Origin of the sequence: Marinobacter sp. NFXS11, assembly GCF_040148675.1 — a bacterium.
Lineage (GTDB): Bacteria > Pseudomonadota > Gammaproteobacteria > Pseudomonadales > Oleiphilaceae > Marinobacter.
Genome location: NZ_JAGDDV010000001.1, coordinates 680,574 through 701,534, shown reverse-complemented (window position 1 = coordinate 701,534; position 20,961 = coordinate 680,574). Strand labels below are relative to the sequence as shown.

Sequence of the window (20,961 nt, the reverse complement as noted above, 5' to 3'; positions counted from 1 at the left end):
ACCTCCCCCACTGCCTATGACCCCAGACCGGCGCCGGCTGCGCACTGCTCGTCAGAAACAGCCCCCTTGCCAGCAATCACGTAAGACACGGTGCCAGTTTCGGTGACTGTTGCTATCAAGCTGCATCCCTGGTTCGACATCGTAATTGCAGACGTCGTCCCCTGCGCAGCATTTGGCGCAATGCTCAAGCTGCTCTCCGCTGCAATCGATGCATTCAAAGCCTGACAACCATTGCCAGTTTGAGTACAAACCTGCAACTTGACCACAAACGGTGTCACAGATTTCATTGCAGCACCACCTTGCGCACCAGCGACATACGATTGGTAAGCCGGCACGGCCGCTGCAGCCAAAATTCCTATAATTGCCACAACGATCATTAGCTCAATCAGTGTGAAACCAAGATTTCTGCGCATGGTGACTAAGCCACTCCATCTTGAAAACCTGTAATGGAAGTAGAAAAGCACAAATCGCGCCAAAACTTATTTTCCAATAAAAACAACTAATTAAGTCACGCACTTTTGAATCTATTGACGAGGAAAGTCACCATGTGACCAAAATCGTGGTGAGTAAATTGCGCCCTGCCCCTGATAGGTCTGCCGATCAAGCATGTTGTCTTCGTAGTAATGCCACACCTCACTCATCCAGACTCCGCCTATCAGGCTACATACAACTAACAGTAAGCCAGCCGCAAGCCTCAAGCTCTGAATGCTGAGCTTGAAATATCCGCAACCTCTACTGATCTCGGATGACATAGAAAGGTGCGCAGAGAACAGCGTCAACACTAGCAAACCAACGAGCATGGAGGCTGGCGCTATGAAGACAGCCGAAACTCCAGCGTGAGTAAATGCGGCCACTACTGATGCAGTGAGCCCCACAATGACTTTATCGCTGTTATCGGCACGCTTAAGACGTGTACTTAAGACGACCAAAGACTTGCAAACGCCAAAGACTGCAATCAACAAGGCCGCCACACTTATCCAGCCATACTCAGCGGCCCAAAGAAGATACATGTTATGTGGGTGAGCAAACGGATTCGAAAGCTCATACGCCTCGGTTATAGTTTCATGGGTCAACCACGATTGAGACCCCAATCCAAATGGAAAATTCACCAAGCTCATTTCCCATGCTTCCTGCCATAAAGGGAGCCTTCCAGACGAGTGAACTCTAAGCTCTCTTAAGTCCGCAGAACCAAAAACCAACCAGGGAACAAGCACGGTCAAAACCAGCCACAGAAAACCACCACCAAGCAACTGCTTCCCCACCACACGCAACCAGTCCAAACTAGAGCGCCTGAACAAAACGATCACCACGGCAGAACCAACGATCAACCCGACTGCTGACCCCCTAGCTGACGTAGTAAAGATCATCCACCACCATATGGCGCCGGAAAGGGAAAACAGCGCCCGCACCAATGGCAACCTCGACAGACTCCCGGACTGCTGAGCTATCGCAAACAAAGGAATTAGCCACGTTGCAAGGTGACTCCAGTACCGGATGTTCGGAAATCCCCAGGTAACAACTGTGTCGACCTCCCTGTTGCCATCTCGAAGCGCGAGACCATAGTTCAAAACCGCTATAAACCCATAGATGAGTGCGAGAAATGCAATTAGGGTCAGAGATTGCCTTACAGCCACAGCGAAATTTTTCGAGCCCGGAAGCTGAGTACCATAAAGGAAGGCTCCCGAGAAAAAGAAAGCGAACATTAGGGGCTCGACGCGAAATGTGGCCGGATACAACTCGCCTGACAGAAAAACCAACACGAACGGCAAAAGCCACAAAAGATGCGTCATTCGAGGCGACTGCTGAGGCCGAATGAGAATATTGCCAAGAGCGAAAGCGAGAAGTGCCAGAGAAGCAGCGCAAACGAGAAAACGCTGATCAGAGTAGCTACCCGTGAGTGTGGGCAGAAGGCCAACAAACAACGAAGTTCCGACCAATATTAGCGTTAGTAATACCAACATAGTTCTTATATTGCCTGCAAAAAAAAGCCCCTGCACGCTGTGCAGAGGCTTTCCATCACTTTGACTACAAGCAGCACACTATTTGGCTGTTGCTCAAGTAGAACGCGATTACGTGTTCAGGCCGGCGCCTTCTTCACACTGCTCTACAGTCTGGCTGGCAGGCGCGTTGGAACCCAGCGCCATGGTGTAACCGACAGTGCCATCAGTCGCGACGTCAGCGGTCAAAGCACAACCTTCGTTCTCCCAAACCAGAACGATGTTTTCGCCCTGATCAATCGTGCTGGCACTTGTCAGCTGTGCCACGTTGGTGATCTCGGTATCCAAACCGGTGCAGTCAATGCCAGTCTGGGTGCAGACCTGCGCTTTTCCAACATACGGGTTAACACCCTTCATGGAGGAACCGCCGTAGGACGTCGCAACGTACTCCTGGTAGGCCGGGATAGCTACGGCCGCAAGGATGCCGATGATCGCTACAACGATCATCAGTTCGATAAGAGTGAAACCCTTCTGAACTGTTTTCATATTTTATCTCCGAAAGATGGTCAGTCTCGCCCTGGACGCAGAGCGGCCTTCCCGTGATAAAGCAGGCACCGTGCCAAGTCATGACAGGTTGAAAATTCCTCAATTTAAACAATGCACTACATCGCAAATGGTTCCTTGAGGCTTGAACACCCTCTCGCCTAAACTTGTCGTCCGTCGTCACTCGGTGACAAATTTTGTCAGCTACAGGTTCATTGCATGCGTGCTTTCCAAAGCGATCGTGTGCATCTAAACTCTGGCTTATTCACTCTGAACGCCGTTTCAGCAACTTATAAGACACTCTTGAACGTTTCTATGGCAACTGACAGCAGCAAAGTTACCCTCACAGGCTTGGCCAGACGCTTTGTGGATGACGGACTTTTGGATGAGGCCACCGCGAAAGATGCTTTTATTCAAGCCTCTAACAACCGAATCCCACTGATCACCTACCTCGTTCAGAACCAGTTGGCGGATAGCAGTGGGTTGGCTTTCTCTGCCGCCATGGAGTTCGGGGTATCGGTTCTGGATCTCTCCGCATTCTCAACGGAGATGATTCCAGAGAAGGTGGTCGATGAGAAGCTGATCCGGAAGCACAACGCATTACCCATCTATAAACGCGGCAACCGACTGTTTATTGCTGTTTCGGATCCCACCAACATTCAGGCACTTGATGAATTCAAGTTCAATACCGGTCTGAGTACAGATGCGATACTGGTAGACGACGCTAAGCTTCGCGAGTCCATTGAAAAATATCTTGAATCTCAGGATACCTCGATGGGCAACCTTGAGGACGCAGACCTTGAGGGCGTGGAAACTGAGGGCGGTGAACAGGAAGACGAGAGCGCCGTTACTGCCAGCGACGTTGATGACGCCCCCATCGTTAAGTATGTGAACAAAATGTTGCTGGATGCGATTCGCGGCGGCGCATCGGATGTTCATTTCGAACCTTATGAAAAGGTTTATCGGGTTCGCTACCGCACGGACGGTATTTTGAAAGAAGTATCGCGGCCCTCTATCAAGTTGGCGCCAAAAATTTCTGCCCGGGTAAAAATCATGGCGCAGCTCGATATTTCAGAGCGGCGGGTGCCTCAGGATGGCCGGATAAAAATGAAACTGTCCAAGACCAAGGCCATCGACTTCCGGGTGAACACCCTGCCTACCCTATGGGGCGAAAAGATCGTATTGCGGATTCTGGACCCGAGCCAGGCCAAGCTGGGCATTGATGTTCTGGGTTATGAGGAAGACCAGAAGCAGATCTACCTTGAAGCGCTTGAACAACCTCAAGGCATGATCCTGGTAACCGGGCCAACCGGCTCCGGTAAAACGGTCTCGCTTTATACCGGCCTGAACATCCTGAACACCGCCGAAAGAAATATCTCAACTGCCGAGGACCCCGCTGAGATTAACCTTGAAGGGATCAATCAGGTTAACGTGAACACCCGAGTCGGGCTCGGCTTCGCCGAAGCATTGCGAGCCTTCCTACGTCAGGACCCCGACGTAATCATGGTGGGCGAGATTCGGGACCTGGAGACCGCCAATATAGCGATCAAGGCGGCACAAACCGGTCACCTTGTACTTTCAACCCTGCACACCAACAGCGCCGCAGAAACGCTCACCCGTATGATGAACATGGGGGTTCCCTCATTTAACATCGCTACGTCCGTGAGTGTGATTATCGCGCAGCGATTGGGCCGGCGTTTGTGTAACAGCTGCAAACAAGCTGCAGACATCCCCAAAGACGTGCTTTTGGGGGAGGGGTTCACACAGGAACAAATTGATACAGGCTTCACGTTGTACCGCCCAAAGGGCTGTGATAAATGCAATGGAGGATATAAAGGCCGCGTTGGCATTTACGAGGTGGTCAAAATTACCGACGAGCTGGCAAACATGATTATGGAAGAAGCCAGCTCCATCAAAATTGCAAAACAGGCTCAGGCAGAGGGCTTCCGTAACTTGCGGCAGGCAGCACTTCTGAAAGTGATTCAGGGTGTGACCAGTCTTGAGGAAGCCAACCGCGTGACGAAGGATTAAACATGGCAGAGAAAGCAGAAAAGCTCCAGGCGTTCGTTTGGGAAGGCAAAGACAGAAAAGGTAATAAGGCAACCGGTGAGGTTTCCGGCACCAACCTTGCTCTGGTGAAAGCTCAGCTTCGCAAACAGGGAATCGTACCGAGCAAGGTTAAGAAAAAGTCGAAACCGCTCTTCAGCGGCAGCAAGAAGATCACGCCGTTCGACATTGCGATGCTTACCCGTCAGCTTGCCACCATGATGAAGGCAGGCGTTCCGCTGGTTCAGAGCTTTGACATTGTTGCCGACGGGCAGGAAAACAAAGGGCTTCAGGAACTTATTCTTGCAGTGCGAAATGACATTGCTGCAGGTACCAGCTTCGCAGGAGCCCTGAGGAAGCATCCACGGCATTTCAACGATCTATACTGTAGCTTGGTGGATTCGGGTGAAAAAGCGGGCGCACTTGAGCAAATGCTTGACCGCATTGCAACATATCTGGAAAAGACCGAACTACTAAAGAAAAAAGTTAAGAAAGCAATGACTTACCCTGCGGCCGTTGTGGTTGTGGCTATAATCGTAACCGCAATCCTGCTAGTGAAAGTTGTGCCACAGTTTGAGGCTCTGTTTACTGGGTTTGGAGCGGATCTACCGGTATTCACTCAGATGGTTGTTAACATTTCTGAGTGGATGCAAAAGTGGTGGTTTATCGCATTGCTGGGTATTGTCGGCGTCATTTTCCTCTTCAGGGAGGCAAAGTACAGATCGAAGAAATTCTCCGATGTTATTGATAAATACACTCTAAAACTGCCGGTTATAGGCGAAGTTCTCGATAAATCGGCGGTTGCAAGATTTGGGCGAGTTCTTTCGACTACATTTGCCGCCGGTGTGCCGTTAGTAGACGCGCTGGAATCTGTCGCAAATGCAACCGGCAACGCGGTTTACAGAGACGGAATCAATAAGATCAAAGACGAGGTCGCCAGCGGCACGCAACTGCAAGCAGCTATGCGCAATGCTGACATCTTCCCAGTTATGGCTGTTCAGTTGACTGCTATCGGTGAAGAATCCGGTAACCTGGATGAGATGCTCTCCAAAGTCGCCGATCACTACGAAGCGGTGGTTGATGACCTGGTAGATAACCTCTCGGCTCTTATGGAACCTTTGATTATGTCGGTTCTGGGTGTACTGGTTGGTGGCCTGATTATCGCCATGTACCTTCCGATCTTCCAGATGGGTAAGGTGGTTGGCTAAGTGCTTGATCTTGAAACATTGCTTGGCACTCCCTGGCTACTGTACCTGTCGGTTGTCCTGATCGCTCTCTGCGTTGGCAGCTTTTTGAATGTGGTCATTCTGAGACTGCCAAAAATGATGCACCAGGACTGGCGCTGCCAGTGCGAGGAATTCCTGGAGCTTCCTGAAAAGCAGCGTAAGCAGGAAGAGCGGATTTCGCTCGCCAAACCGTCCTCTACCTGCCCTTCCTGCGGCCATGGCATTCGGGCCTGGGAGAATATCCCGGTGGTCAGCTGGTTGGTTCTCAGGGGCAAATGCGCTTCCTGTAAGGCGCCGATCTCGCCCCGCTATCCGATCATCGAGGCGGTGACGGCGATCTTCTCTGTGGTGACCATTGCGGTTATCGGGCCGAACGAATCAGCCCTTTGGGCCTTGTTGCTGGTTTGGGCTCTTGTGGCCCTGACCGTCATTGATTTCGATACCCAGCTTCTGCCAGACAACATCACCCTGCCCCTGATGTGGCTAGGCCTGGTGTTAAATTATTTTGGCGTGCTGATCGACTTTACCAGCGCCTTCTGGGGCGCCGTCGTCGGTTATCTTTCGCTTTGGTCGGTTTATTGGGCGTTCAAGCTGGTTACCGGCAAGGAAGGAATGGGGCATGGGGATTTCAAGCTGCTTGCCGCGCTTGGTGCCTGGTTGGGGTGGCAGTTGTTGCCGGCAGTGATTTTGCTGTCCTCGGTGGTTGGTGCGGTTGTGGGTATCAGTTTGATGGTGTTCAAGAAGCATGGGCGGGAGGTGCCAATTCCGTTTGGGCCTTATCTGGCGACGGCGGGCTTGATTTGTTTGTGGTTTGGCAGTGAGATTCAGGCGTTTTGGTTTGGGTTTTTGGGGGTTTGATTAGGATGTCCATGTAGGTCGGATTAGCGCAGCGTAATCCGACATATAATTCTGACTCGGAGTATCAATGGCAGTAATCGGCCTCACCGGCGGGATTGGTTCCGGAAAATCCACTGTCGCTCGTTTGTTCGGTGAGCTTGGCGTGCACTGGGTGGACGCCGATGATGTTGCCCGGGAGGTAGTTGAGCCGGGGACGCCAGCGCTTGTAAGGATCGCGAAGCATTTTGGTGAGCAGATTCTCACACCCGAGGGTGCTTTGGATCGTTCGCAGCTTCGTGGAATTGTTTTTGAAAAGCCAGAAGAACGAGTTTGGCTGGAGTCGCTATTACATCCAATCATTCGCGAGGAATTGATTCGGCAGTTGAACCCGGAAAACTATCAACCTCCCTATGTGCTTCTGGTCTCCCCTCTCCTCCTCGAGACCGACCAGCACGAACTGGTTGACCGCATTATCGTGATCGACGTGCCTGAAGAAACCCAGATTGATCGCACCATGGCACGGGATACCAATTCCCGTGAACAGGTTGAGCGGATCATTGCGGCTCAGATGTCGCGCGAAGATCGGCTGGCGCGGGCGGATGAGGTGATTGATAATGATCGCCCTCTGGATGAAGTAACGCGTCAGGTGCGGGAGCTGCATGAAAGGTTGTTGGTGGACTTTGGCTGACTGGTTTTCCCGCTATCGTATGGCAGCCCTTGCGGCTGTTCTTTCTCTGACGGTCTCTTCTCCAAGCTACAGCATTGAGCCGGTGTTTGAGGTTCGGGAGCGTTCAGTGGCTGAGATTCTCTCGCCGGGTCAGCTTCCGATCGGATTCTATACGTTTGAGCCGGACGAATACTGGGCCGATCCCCGGGATTCCTACTGGCTCAAATTCAGCAACTGGGTGCTGCGGCAGGAGCGTCTTCACGGGCAAAAGATCCAGTCGGTGGGCCAGTGGGCAGACCGTACCTTATCGGGCAGCGCCCAGAGCCTTCCCAACAACGAGAGCTACCTGCGCATTGGCTTTGCGACAGAATCCGAATACGGCGATCCGGCACAATTTGAGCCTGAGGCTCGGTTCCGGCTGGATATTCCCACCACTCGTCGGAAACTGCGCCTGGTGATCGAGAGCGAGAGCGAAGACCTGATTCCTCTCGGGGAGCGCCAGCGGGACCGCCAGCTTACGGAGCCCGAGCGTTCCGATACGGAAGCCACAGGTGCACTGCGTTACCTGACCCAGATTGGTGACGCCATCAACTTTTCCAACGACGTGGGTGTGCGCCTGCGACTTCCTCCAGACGCGTTCTGGCGGGCAACGGCTGAGAAACGTTGGCGGCTGGACGACAAGTGGATTCTGAACGCTCAGCAACGGTTCTATTATTTTCATCAGGACGGCTGGGGCGAGCGAACCTGGATTGGTGTTGGGCGCCCGGTGGGCAATGACTGGTATTTTCGCTCGTCTTCAGAACTGGAGTGGGTGCACAACGACAAGGAATTTGTTGCAGCTCAGATATTCAGCATGCGTAAGCGCATGAATAACCGTTTGATTGTAACGCCCCGGCTGGGCGTACTTGGGGAAAGCAAACCTTCCTGGCGCACCACGTCCGCATTCGGGGACCTCACGTTTCGCTATCGTCTCCACAGCAACTGGCTCTACGCGGAGCTGATTCCAGCGCTGGAATTCCCGCGGGAGGAAAGTTTTAAAGACCGGGCATCGGTGGTCTTCCGGGTGGAAATGTTTTTCTCCGGTATCATTGAGGATGATCGTTTGTAATGCCAAGACACCCCTCGAAACCCGCGACCGAGGCCCTCACTCTCAAGCCTGTCGCCATTACCCGCTCTTGCTTCCAGGACAAATTCGGGGTGCCCCGCCAGCCGGGGTTGACCCGCCATGCCCGGGCCGACCTGATCATCCGGCCACCGTTTGACCGGGAAGATGCCTTCCGTGGGCTGGAGACCGCCAGCCACCTTTGGCTGACCTTTCAGTTCCATGAGGCGGTACGGGCAGAATGGCGGCCCGTGGTCCGCCCTCCCCGCTTGGGCGGCAATCGCAAGATGGGCGTGTTTGCCAGCCGCTCTCCGTTTCGCCCAAACAGCCTCGGCCTGTCGGTCGTTCGCAATGAGGGACTGGTTCGCAAAGATGGACAGCTCATTCTTCGCATCAGTGATCATGACCTCATCGAGGGCACACCGATACTGGATATCAAACCCTACCTGCCATTTGCCGATTCAGTTCCTGAAGCGACATTGGGCTGGGCAGACTCGCCACCCACGGAAAAACTCGAAGTGGTTTTTCTGCCGGAAGCGGAGGCCCAGATTGGCGAGCTTTCACCCGAAGAGTACCCGGAACTGCGCCCGCTGATCGAGGATGTGGTGGCCTACGATCCTCGCCCGTCTTTTCGGCGCGGGCGTGAAGAGGAGCGCATCTATGGCGCACATTTATACGATCTGAACGTGCGCTTTCGATTCGTGAATGATCATTCACGAAAACGTGTCGAAGTGCTGACGGTCTGTTAAACTGATTTTGGTGATTTTGTAGTCGACACAGGGAATATGTGCCTTGCCTTCGAAGCGGTTCTTCAAACGATTGGGAATACGGCCATTGGCGGCAAGGTTGCTCGCCTACGTATTGCTGTTCAGCCTCTTTTTGTCTCTGGTGGCGACGGGCGTTCAGTTGATCGGAGAATTCGAACGGCGCAAGAACGATCTGCTGAATGACCAGACACGAGCCGCCGAGTTGGTCTCCGGGAGTATGAGCAACAACATCTGGCTGATGAATTTCAGCGAGGTGGCCAACAGCCTGGATGATATGAAAGCAGTGCCCGCTGTCCAGTACGGGCGGGTGGTGACCAGCACCGGCGAAACCTTCAGCACCGGCACTTACCCTGAGGGCCGGGTCATGTCGCAGACCTTTCCACTGGTTTTCGACCGCTCCAACAACCGCAGCCCAGAAAATGTCGGCACGCTCACCGTCACCTCCTCCATCGACCAGATCTACACAGACCTACGTAACCGCGCGCTCCTGAACCTGCTGTTCCAATCCATTGTTGTCATGCTGGGCACCCTGGGGTTGCTGGTGATCGTTCGTTTGACGCTCTCCAGGCATCTGGAATCCATGGCCGATTACGCCGCGCGGCTGAATCTCGACGCGCTGGTAGACCCGCTGAAGCTCAGGCGCAAACCCCGAAAAACGCCAGATGAACTCTCGGAGCTGGAGCAGGCCCTGAACAAGATGCGCCTGCAAATCCTTGAGGACACCCGCTCCCTGCGACAGACCACGATCCAGTCCCAGGGTGAACGGGACGAGGCGGTTCGCGCCAATCACGCCAAGAACCAGTTCCTGGCGAATGTCAGCCACGAACTGCGTATTCCGCTGCAATCGGTGCTGGGCTACGCCAACCTACTCACCGATACGCCGCTGGATCAGGAGCAGCGGGAATACGTCCTGACCTTGCTGAGCGCCTCGGAAAGCCTCTCGGCCATCATCAACGACCTGCTGGATATCTCCAGTATGGAAGCGGGCAAGCTGGTACTTGAAGACATCCCCTTCGACCTTCGGGAAACCCTCAATGATCTGGTGCACATGCTCGGCTCTCGCGCCCGGGAGAAAGGCCTCGCACTGGAACTCAGGATCGACGAAAACCTGCCCTGGGCCCTGAAGGGCGACCCGGTTCGCATTCGCCAGATATTGTTGAACCTTACGTCCAACGCCATCAAGTTTACCGATTCCGGCCATGTGCTGATCAGTATCGAGATGTTGGGCCGTCGGGACGATAAGGCTCGCCTGCGCATTGCCGTGGAAGACACCGGCGTGGGCATCAACCCGGAAGATGTTCCTCTCGTTTACGAACCCTACGTGCAGCTTGGCCAGCAGTTCCAGCGTCAACTGCCCGGTGCCGGCCTTGGCCTCACCATCTGCCGCCAACTGGTGGGCCTGATGGACGGGGCCATGGATCTTGAAAGCCGACCCGGTGAAGGCTCGACCTTCTGGATGGAGCTGACCCTGCCCGTGGCGCCGGAGAACGCCGCCCGAGTTCGGCCGGATACCCGGATGGTGAAGAACCGCAGGATTCTGGTAGTGGATTCCTACGAGCTGTCCCGCAAGATCACTCTGGAAATGCTGTCCCGGCACGAAGTGCACATCGAAGCGGTGAAGTCAGCCGGCGAGGCGCTGACGTCCCTGCGCACGGCGTTCGATGGCCAGCAGCCCTTCGATGCCATCATTCTGGATGGTTTTGTGCCGGATATGGACAGCGACCTGCTGTGCCGACAGATACGCAGCAACCCGCTGTGGTCGGATATGCGCCTTCTGATCCTGTCGTCCAACCCCCAACGGGGCGATGCCGAGCATTTTCGCCAGGCGGGCGCCGATGCCTTCCTGAGCAAATCGCTTCGGGAGTCCTGCCTGACGCCCATCCTCAACCAGTTGTTTGCCGATGCAGCCAAAGAAGAACGGCGTTTCCTGACCCGGTTCTCGCTTCAGGCCAACACCGATACTGCCCGTCGCCGGGAGCTTCCCTGCGGCCGCATGAAGGTGTTGCTGGTGGAGGATAATCCCGTGAACCGCACCCTCACACGTCGGCTGCTGGAGAAACTCGGTTGTGACGTGATGACAGCCAACGATGGCGAGGCTGCGGCCAGCCTATGGCAGTGGCATCCTTTCGACCTGGTATTCATGGATTGCGTGATGCCCCGCGTGGACGGTTTCGAAGCCACCCGACGCCTCCGTGAGTGGGAGAAAACCCACAACCGCGCGCACATCCCGGTGGTCGCGCTGACCGCCAGTGCCATGGAAGAAGACGAGGAACGCTGCCGCCGATGCGGTATGGATTCGTTTGTTGCCAAGCCTGTCAATATTGAAATGCTGCGGGCAGTACTGGAACAATATTGTCAGGCGTCTGCTGCCTCCTGAGACCGGCTTACCGAACTACGGGCACAGACATCCAGACACGTTTCCGATACCCGAAGGCAACCATGAACGTTGAATGCCCAACCTGTAAAAAGTCCGTGGAATGGACCGAGACCAATCCCTGGCGCCCTTTCTGCTCCGAGCGTTGCAAACTGATCGATCTGGGGGCCTGGGCCAACGAGGAATACCGGGTACCCGCAGAGAACGCATCACCGGAGGATCTGGACCAGGGCGGCGAGACCACCCGGCACTGATCTGCGAAAAATGAAAGTTAACGGGGACTTACTGGCATTTAAGTTGAGTGGTCCGGTGCGTCCCGTTAACATACCGCCAATTCTGCTAAACACGTAACGAAGGTGCACAACTATGAAAGCGTCCCGGATTTCCCTGATGGTTCTCTCACTGGCTGCCGCGCCTGCCTTCGCAGGTGATGTGGATCTTAGCCTCACAAACGATTCCGTGAAGGGCCAGGTAAACTTCTTCGGCACCAACAACGATATCCAGCTTGGCACCGGTTACACCTACCACGAAGGTGGCCGCGATATTTTCAACGCCGATTTCCATGCCCAGGGCCGCACTGCTATCGGTAACCTGCCGACTACCGCCGGCATCGGCATGCGCGGCATCTTCTGGGATCAGGGTCGTGCAGATGGTGGAGCGCTCGGTCTCGGCGGTTTCGCAACCGTCAACATCCCGAACGTGCCGGGCCTGTCGTTCACCGGCGGCCTGCATTATGCACCCAGCATTCTCTCGTTCGGCGATTCCGATGACATGACCAGCCTGGAGCTTCGTGGCAGCTATCGTGTGATCCGCAACGCGGAGGTTTTTGCTGGCTACCGTTACCTGAACACCGATATCGAGAATTCCTCACGAGACGTCAATCTCGATGAGGGCGTTATGGCGGGCATGAAGATTTTCTTCTGATTCATGCCTCATCTGAAACGGGCCCGCTCGCCCGGGCCTGTTTCACTTTCCTTCCCTGACTCTTTCGTGCTTTTCCTCACGCTTTCCCGAGAATCCGACTGTTAGACTGTCTGCCTGTATTTTCTGCACGGATAGCCAGGCATGCGATTCACACTCGGTTTACTCCTCTCCTCGACTCTGGTGCTCACCGCGGGATGCGGAAGCGGCGAAGATGCCATTGCCGGCGCGGCCGGCCAGCCCAATGACTTCGCGGGAAACAAGAACCCGGTCGATGATTTCAGTTCCGGCAGCACCGGAGATTCCTCGAACACAGGCGGCCTGGCCAGCAATGAAGTCCGGGTAACCATGGAAGTACCGGGTGGTGTCACCAGCGACGGCGAACCTACCCGCCGCAACCTGAGAATCGTGCAACCGGACAGGGTGAGTGTTTACTACACCAACCCGGCCTTGCAGAACCTGGGCGAGCCTCCCATTTCGAGCCGCACCGACAGCGAAGGTTTCACCATTATCGAATTCACAGAAGGCCTGCCGCTTGGACCAGATGTGATTATCGATGCCAGTTATGGCAACACCCGTATGCGAGCCCTGGCCGCCGATGCGGACCGGGATGTGAAGGTGAATCCTTTTTCCGAATATCTGGTGCGTAACACGCTCAGCAGCTATACGGCCGGTGAGTTCCAGACCATTCTGGATTGCGTTGCCGATGAAGGCGGCGAGCTGTGCCTGAACAAGTATGTGTGGTCGACCCTCGCCGATCAGGTCCACGACTTTGAAATTGAGATTCCTTCCAATGTTGGCCTCGGCGGTGCCCTGGATATTCTCGAAGATCGGGGAGACTTTGCCCGTTACGTGAGCGCCATGGCCGACTACGCGGTGCTCGATGAGACGTCCTCGGGAAAAATCAGCGCCAGTTCCGCAGACTACAATTCAGTATTCCTGGGCATCGAGTTGGGGCAGACTTTTCTCGAGTCTACCCTGAGCGGGTCCGGACAATGGGGTGTTCGAACGGCCCAGGAAGAGGTGCTGACCGATAACAATGGCACCGGCTATGTTTATCCGGCCCTGACGCTCACCAGCTTTGATGCGTTCAACATCCGAGTGACCTCTCTCGCCAACGATATACCCTACGATCGCGAGGCTCTGATCCATCAGCAGGGCAACGACTTCTTTGTGAGGGGCTCCGAGTACTGGGAAAGGAATACCCACTCGTCATCCCCTGGTGCAGCCACCCTGCTGGAAGAAACTCACCTGCTGGCCGGCCGGGCCCTGTATCAGAGCATTACCGGCCGGGGCAGCTCGAAAATTATTGGCTGGACTCGCAATCCCTACTATCTGGACGCCTTCACAAGCGCGCCTGAGGATGAAACCACGGGGCCCGACCGGGTGATCAGCGGCTACTTCAGCGCTGGCAAGGCTATTGAGCTGGAAGCAGACGGCGACCGGTTGCGGCGGCTGGGTACTCTGGAGGATCAGTATCTGTCGGTTCTTGAGGTCAACCTCCTCAGGAAGGAGGGATTCGACGCAGACAGTCTGAATGGCCGCGACTACAACATGCTGTATCTTGGAACCCGATTCAGCGACGAGACAACGCCTCTCACCATCGAAGCAGGCGTTGGCCAATGGCAGATTTCTGGCGGTACAGTTAACCAATCCCAGAGCTTTACGTCATTACAACGAGACAGTTCAGGCACTGTCACGACGGACTCCACCGGTACCGGAACAGAATCCTGGACCCTAAGCAACCGAACGTCGCGGCTCAGCAAAGGGGATGTGGATATCGGACGACTGAACCTTGACATAACCACCGCTTCCGGTGATTTCCAGCGGCCAGATATCGGTGTCGGCGCCAGCACCCCGGATGGCACCCTGATGGCATTCAACCTGGACGATAGTCCCCTGGGCGACGGCATCCTGATTGCCGCGGAACAAACCGCGAACACCGTACCGGCTTCGGGACAGTTCAGGCTTCAGGGTGTGGCCCTGGCCCTGACATCTCAGACGAACCGCCTCCGACATTTTGACAATGCCCTGCTGACCATCGAATCCTCAAGCTCGGCAACACTCTCGCCGATTTCGCTGACCAGCACCCATTCCGTTGATGACGAGACCGTGACAAAACCTGCGCTCGAGAGCCTGGCGGACATCGACCTGGCGCTCAACCAACTGGGTGCCGGGAGGGTAGAGTTCACCGCCGGCAACCTTGTACTTGAGGGTTTTCACACCGCCAGTCAGGACCAGTTCTATTTGCGTTTCCGAACCACCGAGGGTGATGAGGAACAGATCGGCTTGCTGGTTGCAACACGACTGCCCTGACTGCACTGGCATCCGACAAAACCCAACTGGCAAACGCTCTCGTATAACCTGTTATAATCATTGCTATATCGATTTTAACGTGAGGTTTTATGTCTGCGGGTAAACGGGCCGCCATACTGATGCTCCCCCTGATTGCATTTGCGATCGGCGGTGGCTTTTATACGCCACAGGCCAGTATCGACCGGATCAACTCCGATAACACAGGCTCCGAACCCGCACTGTCTTCTCTGCCTCCGCTCCCCAGTTGGGCCAATGACGACCTGCCGGATTTTTCCCGGTATCAGGACACCACGGAGAAGAAGGCCGCATTCTTCTCGTTTCTCTACCCACGGATTGTTCTGGCCAACTCACGGATTCTGATTGAGCGCGACTACCTGGATAGCCTCGCTGCGAAAGAGACATTGACCAGCAAGGAGTATGATTGGCTGGCCCAACAGTCCGAGCGATTAAGAGTGGATGCCGAGCCCGGCAGCGACGAGCAGTTTGCCCTGCTGCGCAAGCGCCTCGATGTGATTCCTCCGTCTCTGATCCTGGCACAGGCCGCCAATGAATCCGCCTGGGGCACCTCCCGGTTTGCCACGAAAGGTAATAACCTTTTTGGCCAGTGGTGCTTTTCCAAAGGCTGCGGGCTTGTTCCCCGCGGCCGGGCAGAGGGCGCGAGCCATGAGGTGGCCAAGTTCTCCTCACCCTACCGCTCGGTTCGTGCGTACATACAGAACCTGAATCGCCACCCGACCTATCAGTTGTTGCGAGACGTCCGCCTAGAAGACCGCCGTGATAATGCCCCTCTCTCAGGCCTGGAGCTTGCAGAGGGACTGCTTGGCTACTCCGAGCGCGGAGAAGAATACATTGAAGAGATCCGGGCAATGATTCACTACAACAACCTTGAGTTTTATGACGACGATTTCCGCAGCGTGGTTAGAAACCTCGAACCCGGCAGCCTTGAACAGCTGGCTTCTACCGAAGCGGAAACCGGTTTGCTACCCCGCCAATCATCCCTGAAAACCAACCCGGCTGAAGGTTAGAGACCCTACCCCATGCTCGATTTTCTCCCCGCGCCGCTGAAGGGGACTTTGGCGGCCCTGCTCATCCTGTGTAACACGTTGGTGCTGATTCCGTTTCTCCTCGCAGTCGCCCTGCTTAAACTGGTTCTGCCCATTACCGCCGTGCGAAAGGGCTGCACGGTGATCCTCAACACCATCGCGTGGGTCTGGATTGGCTTCAACAATCTGCTGATGGATTTTCTGCACAAAGTCGACTGGGATGTGCGGGGCGTCGAAAATCTCAGCCGGAAGCACTGGTATTTTGTCACCTGTAACCACCAGAGCTGGGCCGATATCCCGGCCATTCAGTATGTGCTGAACAGCCGAATCCCCCTGCTGAAGTTCTTCCTGAAGCGACAACTGATCTGGGTGCCATTACTCGGAGTTGCCTGGTGGGCGCTGGATTTTCCCTTTATGCACCGCCATACCAAGGAGCAAATCGCCAAACGTCCGGAACTAAAGGGCAAGGATGTGGAGGCTACCCAGGCTGCCTGCGAGAAGTTTCGCTACACCCCGGTGACGATCTTCAACTTTATGGAAGGCACCCGGTTTACACCCGAGAAGCATGATCGCCAGAATTCACCCTACAAGCACCTCTTGAAACCAAGAGCAGGCGGAACGGCTTTTGTACTGGGCGCTATGGGCGAAATGATCCACACCATGTTGGATGTCACGATCGTGTATCCGGAAGGCCGGGCCGGCTTCTGGGATTACCTGTGCGGGCGAATCCGAAGGATTATTATTGACGTTCGAACGCGGGAAATTCCAGGCGAGTTTCTGGGAATGGATTACGAAAACAACCGGGAAACCCGGATTGCGTTCCAACGCTGGGTGAGTGAGATTTGGGCAGAGAAGGATGCGCGAATTGATGAGCTTAAAGCAGCCCAAGCTCCCGGGCGCGCACAATAGCCTGGGTTCGGGATTTCACTTCCAGCTTGGCATTGATTCTGCGCGCGTGGGTTTTCACCGTGTGCAGAGAAATATGCAGCTTGTCAGCTATTTCCTGGTTTGAAAGCCCTTTTGCAATCAGCTCGAGCACACCCTGCTCCCGCTCACTGATGGGTTCCGCCAGGGTGTCCAGGGTACCCGCGACCTCACGGAGCTCAAACACCTCACCCAGCGCTTCTTTGAACGCACTTTCAGGAAGCTGACCAAAGCCCTTCGTCATTAGCTCCTGCAACTCGTTCCTGAGCTCCCGGAAAGGACTGATGAAGTGCTCTGCAGCAGCCTCATTGACGACGGTAGACAGAATCTTCAGGGCCACCACCGGTCCCTTTTCATCCAGAACGATCACAGCCTCAAGCAAGCGCATGTGGAGCTCTACGCCCCATGGAATGGCTCCCTCATACCGTTCACGGATACCCTGGAGGGTTTCCCGGGCCTTTATTAAATCACCGCGAGCCAGGTCGACCCGAACCTGAAGGCAGTCCAGCAAGCCCGGCATCATGGGGAAGAGCTCCGGTACGCAGCCGGCCTCCCTGTAGGGAGCAAGCTTTCGAACCGCCTGATCGGCACTGTCGATCTGATTCTGCGACAACCAGCAGTTGGCTTTCAGGGCCTCGAGAACAGGTACGAACAGTGATTCGTCGACTTGCCAGGAATGCATGGTACGCTCGGCCCGACCAATCCAGACAAACGCATCCTCTAGGCGACCCTGGGTCCGACACATCAAGACACGAATGGTCATCGCCAACAGCAGACCAAGATCCCGGGTCTGTTCAGCGTGGCGCCCGCAGGTGACCAACAGGCGATCTGCTTCCGCTTCACGGCCCTGATGCCAGAGCACGAGCACCAGATTCAGCTGCAGGCGGGTTTCACCAATCCGGGCGGGACGCGAGAGTTCCTGCATGGCGGTATCGAGACCGGTGCGCAACAATTGCTCTGCATGCTTCAGGGCGCCTTTGCCCAGTTCGATCCGGGCGTGTGCATAAACCGCCAAGGCTTCCGAACCGGAATCGCCCGCTTCTCTTGCGAGTCTCGACGCGGCACGGTTTGCTTCCCGGGCCTCCGGGAATCGACCCGCCGCGCACAATGCACTGGAACGGACCATCTGCGTGACAAGCTGGCCCTGAGTGCTGAGTTCCCCGCCTGCCAGGGCCTGATCAGCCATTTCCAGAGCCGGCCCAACACTGCCCTCTCCCCGCAGGATAAACGCTTTCAAGGCACGAATCCGTGCGGCCTGCTCCTGTCGGTCGGTCTCGGCCAGACCATCAATCAGCGCTCGAGCCTGGCGGAACTGGCCGCCAATTGCATGAACCCAGCTATAGACAATTCTGAGACGCACGCTTCGTTCCAGGAGCTGAGCCGGCAAACTCTTGCGAAGGCGCAGGAGTGATGCGGTATCCTGACCCAACAGCAAAGCCTCTGATCCCTCAGAGGCGATCCGGATGACTTCCTCGGCATCGCCAGACAGGAGAGCGTATTTCAGGGCCTCCGGAAACTGGTCGCGCACGCCAAACCATCGGCTCGCCTGCAGCATCCGCTCCGAATATCCGGTCATTACGGGCGACTTCAGCCATTCCTGCAACAGGGGATTTATCCGGAACCAGCGACCACGACCCGGCATCGGCTTAAGGGGCAGCCCTCGCTCGGCAGCCTGGGAGGGAACAAAGCCAGCTTCAGGCAAGAGTGGCTCAAGCGCGAGGAACAGTTCATCGGAGCAGAGTTCAAGTTCGGCAATACCCCGCATGGACCGCATCTGCCCCGGTGTCAGATTGCCAAGCACAGAGTCTTTCAAAAACCTTTCGACGCTTGGTGTTTCCTGAATCGGTTTGCGCTCGATATTCTGAGCAACCTCCCGGCGATACAGCGCCAACGGCGTCGCCCAGCCCTCGGTCATATAATAGAGGTTATCGACAGCAACACTGGTGAGTTCGCTCTTCGCCGTGGCGGACCGGAAAAACTCGAAGGTTTCTGAACGGGAAAACTCGAGCGTTTCGGACCCGATGCGGGTGAATCGGTTTTCCAGCTCGAGGCTGTGTGTTTCGAAAGGCAGTGCCTTACGGGACATAAGAACGATGGACGAACCAGCCGGAAATTCCATTACCAGTTGTTGAAGCAGGTCCACTACGGCAGGGTTGCTGAGATTCTGGAGGTTGTCCAGCACCAGGACCCGTGGCTGGCCAGTATCCTCGCGCGCCAAAGCGACCTGCATCATCGAAAGGGTATCCGAGAAGGTGGCGCCGCTCTGAAGCCCCTGCTCCGGGGTTTCAGGTAGATCCAGGGCAATGGCAAGCAAGGTCAGGAAGCGGGATGGTGCATTATCCTGAGAGTTCAGCGTAATCCAGCGTACTTGATCGGCAGCCATTTGAGCGCTCACCAGGGCGCTGACCACAGCGTGGGATTTGCCGTAACCACAGGGCGCCTCCAGGAAAAGAACACCTCTGGAAGTCAGAGCTTCGGAGATCCTGGTGTCAAGCTTTGGCCGAACCATTGAATCGGCGGGAACCGGGGGAATATGAACCCGCTGTCTGAGCAGGTCCCTGATTAACTCGCCCCGTTGAAGACCACTGTTCGCTGACTGGAATTCGTCGTTGGCTGCACAGCCATCATTGAATGGTTTCACGCACTGCCCCATTTAGCTCCGGCTTGCACTGCCTTGCACCGCCGGAAAAGTGGATCTTGCACTGGCTTTTCAATGGCGACCGACATCGGGTACGCCTTTAGTATGATAAGAAGGTTAAACCAATTGAGGGGTGGGCTGCAAAATTTTGACGTGAAAGGGTTTTCCAGGGTGTAAAAAAAACGGCGGGCCGTGAGGCCCGCCGTTTTTAAGTCTTCTGCAGAACCCTTACCGGGTACCGGCGCGGCGCAGTGCGGCCGGCGTGTAATCCCTGGAGCGGCGCTCAACGCCGAACTCATACGGGTTCTCTTCCTCGTTGGTCAGACCAAGCGCGAGGTAGCGGCCAGAGAGCAGGTCGTAAAGCGTCTCAATGGCGTACCAGGGCACGTTCTGATCATAGAACTGCATATTGTGGGCTTCAGCAACACGCCAGAGTTCGCCACGACCGTCGTAGTGATCAATGACGGATGCCTGCCAGGAGTCCTCATCAATGTAGAAGTCACGCTGGGCATAGATGTGGCGGGCACCTTCTTTCAGTGTGGCGCGAACGTGCCATACACGGTGCAGCTCGTAGCGAGTGTAATCCTGATTGATATGACCAGCCTGAATGATCTGGTCATAGCTCAGACTGCGATCGGTCAGCTTGTAGGAGTTGTACGGGATGTACATTTCCTTCTTGCCAACCAGCTCCCAGTTGTAGCGATCCGGAGCACCGTTGAACATGTCGAAGTTATCCGAGGTACGCATGCCGTCAGACGCGGTACCCGGTCCGTCATACGCTACCTGCGGTGCGCGGCGAACCCGACGCTGACCGGCGTTGTATACCCACGCGCGGCGAGGCTCGGCAACCTGGTCGATGGTCTCGTGCACCAGCAGTACGTTACCTGCGAGACGCGCTGGCGCGGTAATGGCCTGCTTGAAGTAGAACAGAACGTTCGCATCCTCGTCCGGATTATAATCCGAGAGATAGGTACGCCAGGTAAGCTCGTCCTGGAATTTCACAACTGAGAAATCACCACCTTCCGTCGGCGTCACCTGTCCAACTGTGCGCTGTACAGAACCACCTCTGTAACGGGTAATGTGGTTCCAGATTGCCTCCAGGCCATTCTGGGGAATCGGGAACGGGGTGGCAGACTGATAGTTGCCCAGACCGTTACCGTCCTTGATCAGCTCAACCGTGGTGGCGTTTTCAACGGTCTGCTCCATGACCTCGTCGGGGTAGGCAGCAGTACGATGGGTTTCATACACCGGCATGAAATAGTCATCGTAGCGCTCGATCATAGCAACCTGCCCCGGGGACAGATTGTCTTTGTACTGCTCGACGTTACTCTGATCGATGGTGAACTTGGGCTGCTCATCCGTGAACGGATTCACGTAGATACCATCATTGTTGTAGCCGGGAGGCGGTGTTGTCAGACCACCCGTCCAGGCAGGAATGGCGCCACCGTTACCGGCTTTTTCTGCACCCATCGGTGTCAGCGAGTTACCCAGCTTGGCCGCCTCTTCAGCAGAAACCGCACCCCAGGCCTGGCCGGCAAACATGCTCGCTGCCAGGACGCCTGTGGCCAGTAGTTTCTTGTTCAGTTTCATTTAAATTCCCTCGTTCAACGAATTCTTTCC

General features: G+C 55.5%; 17 protein-coding genes. 12 read left to right on the top strand and 5 right to left on the bottom strand.

Annotated elements, in window-relative coordinates:
* Nucleotides 1-14 precede the first annotated feature (14 nt).
* The 3 genes from J3362_RS03360 to J3362_RS03350 form a co-directional block, all read right to left on the bottom strand.
* Nucleotides 15-413, bottom strand: coding sequence for a prepilin-type N-terminal cleavage/methylation domain-containing protein (locus J3362_RS03360; protein WP_349518127.1), 399 nt, complete (start codon nucleotides 411-413; stop codon nucleotides 15-17).
* A gap of 111 nt (nucleotides 414-524) precedes the next feature.
* On the bottom strand, nucleotides 525-1,790 hold the full coding sequence (locus tag J3362_RS03355; protein ID WP_349518126.1) for an O-antigen ligase family protein: 1,266 nt from the start codon (nucleotides 1,788-1,790) through the stop codon (nucleotides 525-527).
* 279 nt (nucleotides 1,791-2,069) lie between these two features.
* Nucleotides 2,070-2,483, bottom strand: coding sequence for a pilin (locus tag J3362_RS03350; protein ID WP_349518125.1), 414 nt, complete (start codon nucleotides 2,481-2,483; stop codon nucleotides 2,070-2,072).
* A 312-nt stretch (nucleotides 2,484-2,795) separates the two neighbouring features.
* Here J3362_RS03350 and pilB point away from each other — a divergent pair, with 312 nt between their 5' ends.
* The 12 genes from pilB (at nucleotide 2,796) to yihG (ending at nucleotide 16,688) form a co-directional block, all read left to right on the top strand.
* On the top strand, nucleotides 2,796-4,511 hold the full coding sequence (pilB, locus tag J3362_RS03345; RefSeq protein ID WP_349518124.1) for a type IV-A pilus assembly ATPase PilB: 1,716 nt from the start codon (nucleotides 2,796-2,798) through the stop codon (nucleotides 4,509-4,511).
* Between the two features lie 2 nt (nucleotides 4,512-4,513).
* On the top strand, nucleotides 4,514-5,734 hold the full coding sequence (locus J3362_RS03340; RefSeq protein WP_349518123.1) for a type II secretion system F family protein: 1,221 nt from the start codon (nucleotides 4,514-4,516) through the stop codon (nucleotides 5,732-5,734).
* Entirely contained in the window at nucleotides 5,735-6,610 is an 876-nt protein-coding gene (locus J3362_RS03335; protein ID WP_349518122.1) for a prepilin peptidase, read from the top strand.
* Nucleotides 6,611-6,677: 67 nt separating this feature from the next.
* Nucleotides 6,678-7,277, top strand: a complete 600-nt coding sequence (gene coaE, locus J3362_RS03330) for a dephospho-CoA kinase (RefSeq protein ID WP_349518121.1) — start codon at nucleotides 6,678-6,680, stop codon at nucleotides 7,275-7,277.
* The gene (locus J3362_RS03325; RefSeq protein ID WP_053112656.1) at nucleotides 7,270-8,364 is read left to right on the top strand and encodes a hypothetical protein; all 1,095 of its coding nucleotides are present in this window, start codon (nucleotides 7,270-7,272) and stop codon (nucleotides 8,362-8,364) included. The genes coaE and J3362_RS03325 overlap by 8 nt, the downstream gene beginning before the upstream one ends.
* Complete coding sequence (gene tsaA / locus J3362_RS03320) at nucleotides 8,364-9,107, top strand: tRNA (N6-threonylcarbamoyladenosine(37)-N6)-methyltransferase TrmO (RefSeq protein WP_349518120.1); 744 nt, start codon at nucleotides 8,364-8,366, stop codon at nucleotides 9,105-9,107. The genes J3362_RS03325 and tsaA overlap by 1 nt, the downstream gene beginning before the upstream one ends.
* Before the next feature lie 43 nt (nucleotides 9,108-9,150).
* Complete coding sequence (locus J3362_RS03315) at nucleotides 9,151-11,502, top strand: response regulator (RefSeq protein WP_349518119.1); 2,352 nt, start codon at nucleotides 9,151-9,153, stop codon at nucleotides 11,500-11,502.
* 62 nt (nucleotides 11,503-11,564) lie between these two features.
* Nucleotides 11,565-11,753, top strand: a complete 189-nt coding sequence (gene yacG, locus J3362_RS03310) for a DNA gyrase inhibitor YacG (RefSeq protein ID WP_008170214.1) — start codon at nucleotides 11,565-11,567, stop codon at nucleotides 11,751-11,753.
* Between the two features lie 112 nt (nucleotides 11,754-11,865).
* The gene (locus tag J3362_RS03305) at nucleotides 11,866-12,423 is read left to right on the top strand and encodes a YfaZ family outer membrane protein (RefSeq protein WP_014577720.1); all 558 of its coding nucleotides are present in this window, start codon (nucleotides 11,866-11,868) and stop codon (nucleotides 12,421-12,423) included.
* A 141-nt stretch (nucleotides 12,424-12,564) separates the two neighbouring features.
* Nucleotides 12,565-14,736, top strand: coding sequence for a hypothetical protein (locus J3362_RS03300; RefSeq protein WP_349518118.1), 2,172 nt, complete (start codon nucleotides 12,565-12,567; stop codon nucleotides 14,734-14,736).
* An 89-nt stretch (nucleotides 14,737-14,825) separates the two neighbouring features.
* Nucleotides 14,826-15,761: a glucosaminidase domain-containing protein gene (locus J3362_RS03295; protein ID WP_349518117.1), complete on the top strand. Its 936-nt coding sequence runs from the start codon at nucleotides 14,826-14,828 to the stop codon at nucleotides 15,759-15,761.
* 12 nt (nucleotides 15,762-15,773) lie between these two features.
* A complete protein-coding gene (yihG, locus tag J3362_RS03290; RefSeq protein WP_349518116.1) occupies nucleotides 15,774-16,688 on the top strand; it encodes a 1-acylglycerol-3-phosphate O-acyltransferase, YihG family in 915 nt (304 codons plus the stop codon).
* On the opposite strand, the gene J3362_RS03285 is transcribed toward yihG, so the two are convergent.
* The gene (locus J3362_RS03285) at nucleotides 16,654-19,356 is read right to left on the bottom strand and encodes a LuxR C-terminal-related transcriptional regulator (protein WP_349518114.1); all 2,703 of its coding nucleotides are present in this window, start codon (nucleotides 19,354-19,356) and stop codon (nucleotides 16,654-16,656) included. The two genes, yihG and J3362_RS03285, sit on opposite strands and share 35 nt — an antisense overlap.
* Before the next feature lie 213 nt (nucleotides 19,357-19,569).
* On the bottom strand, nucleotides 19,570-20,931 hold the full coding sequence (locus tag J3362_RS03280; protein ID WP_349518113.1) for a DUF1329 domain-containing protein: 1,362 nt from the start codon (nucleotides 20,929-20,931) through the stop codon (nucleotides 19,570-19,572).
* Nucleotides 20,932-20,961 lie beyond the last annotated feature (30 nt).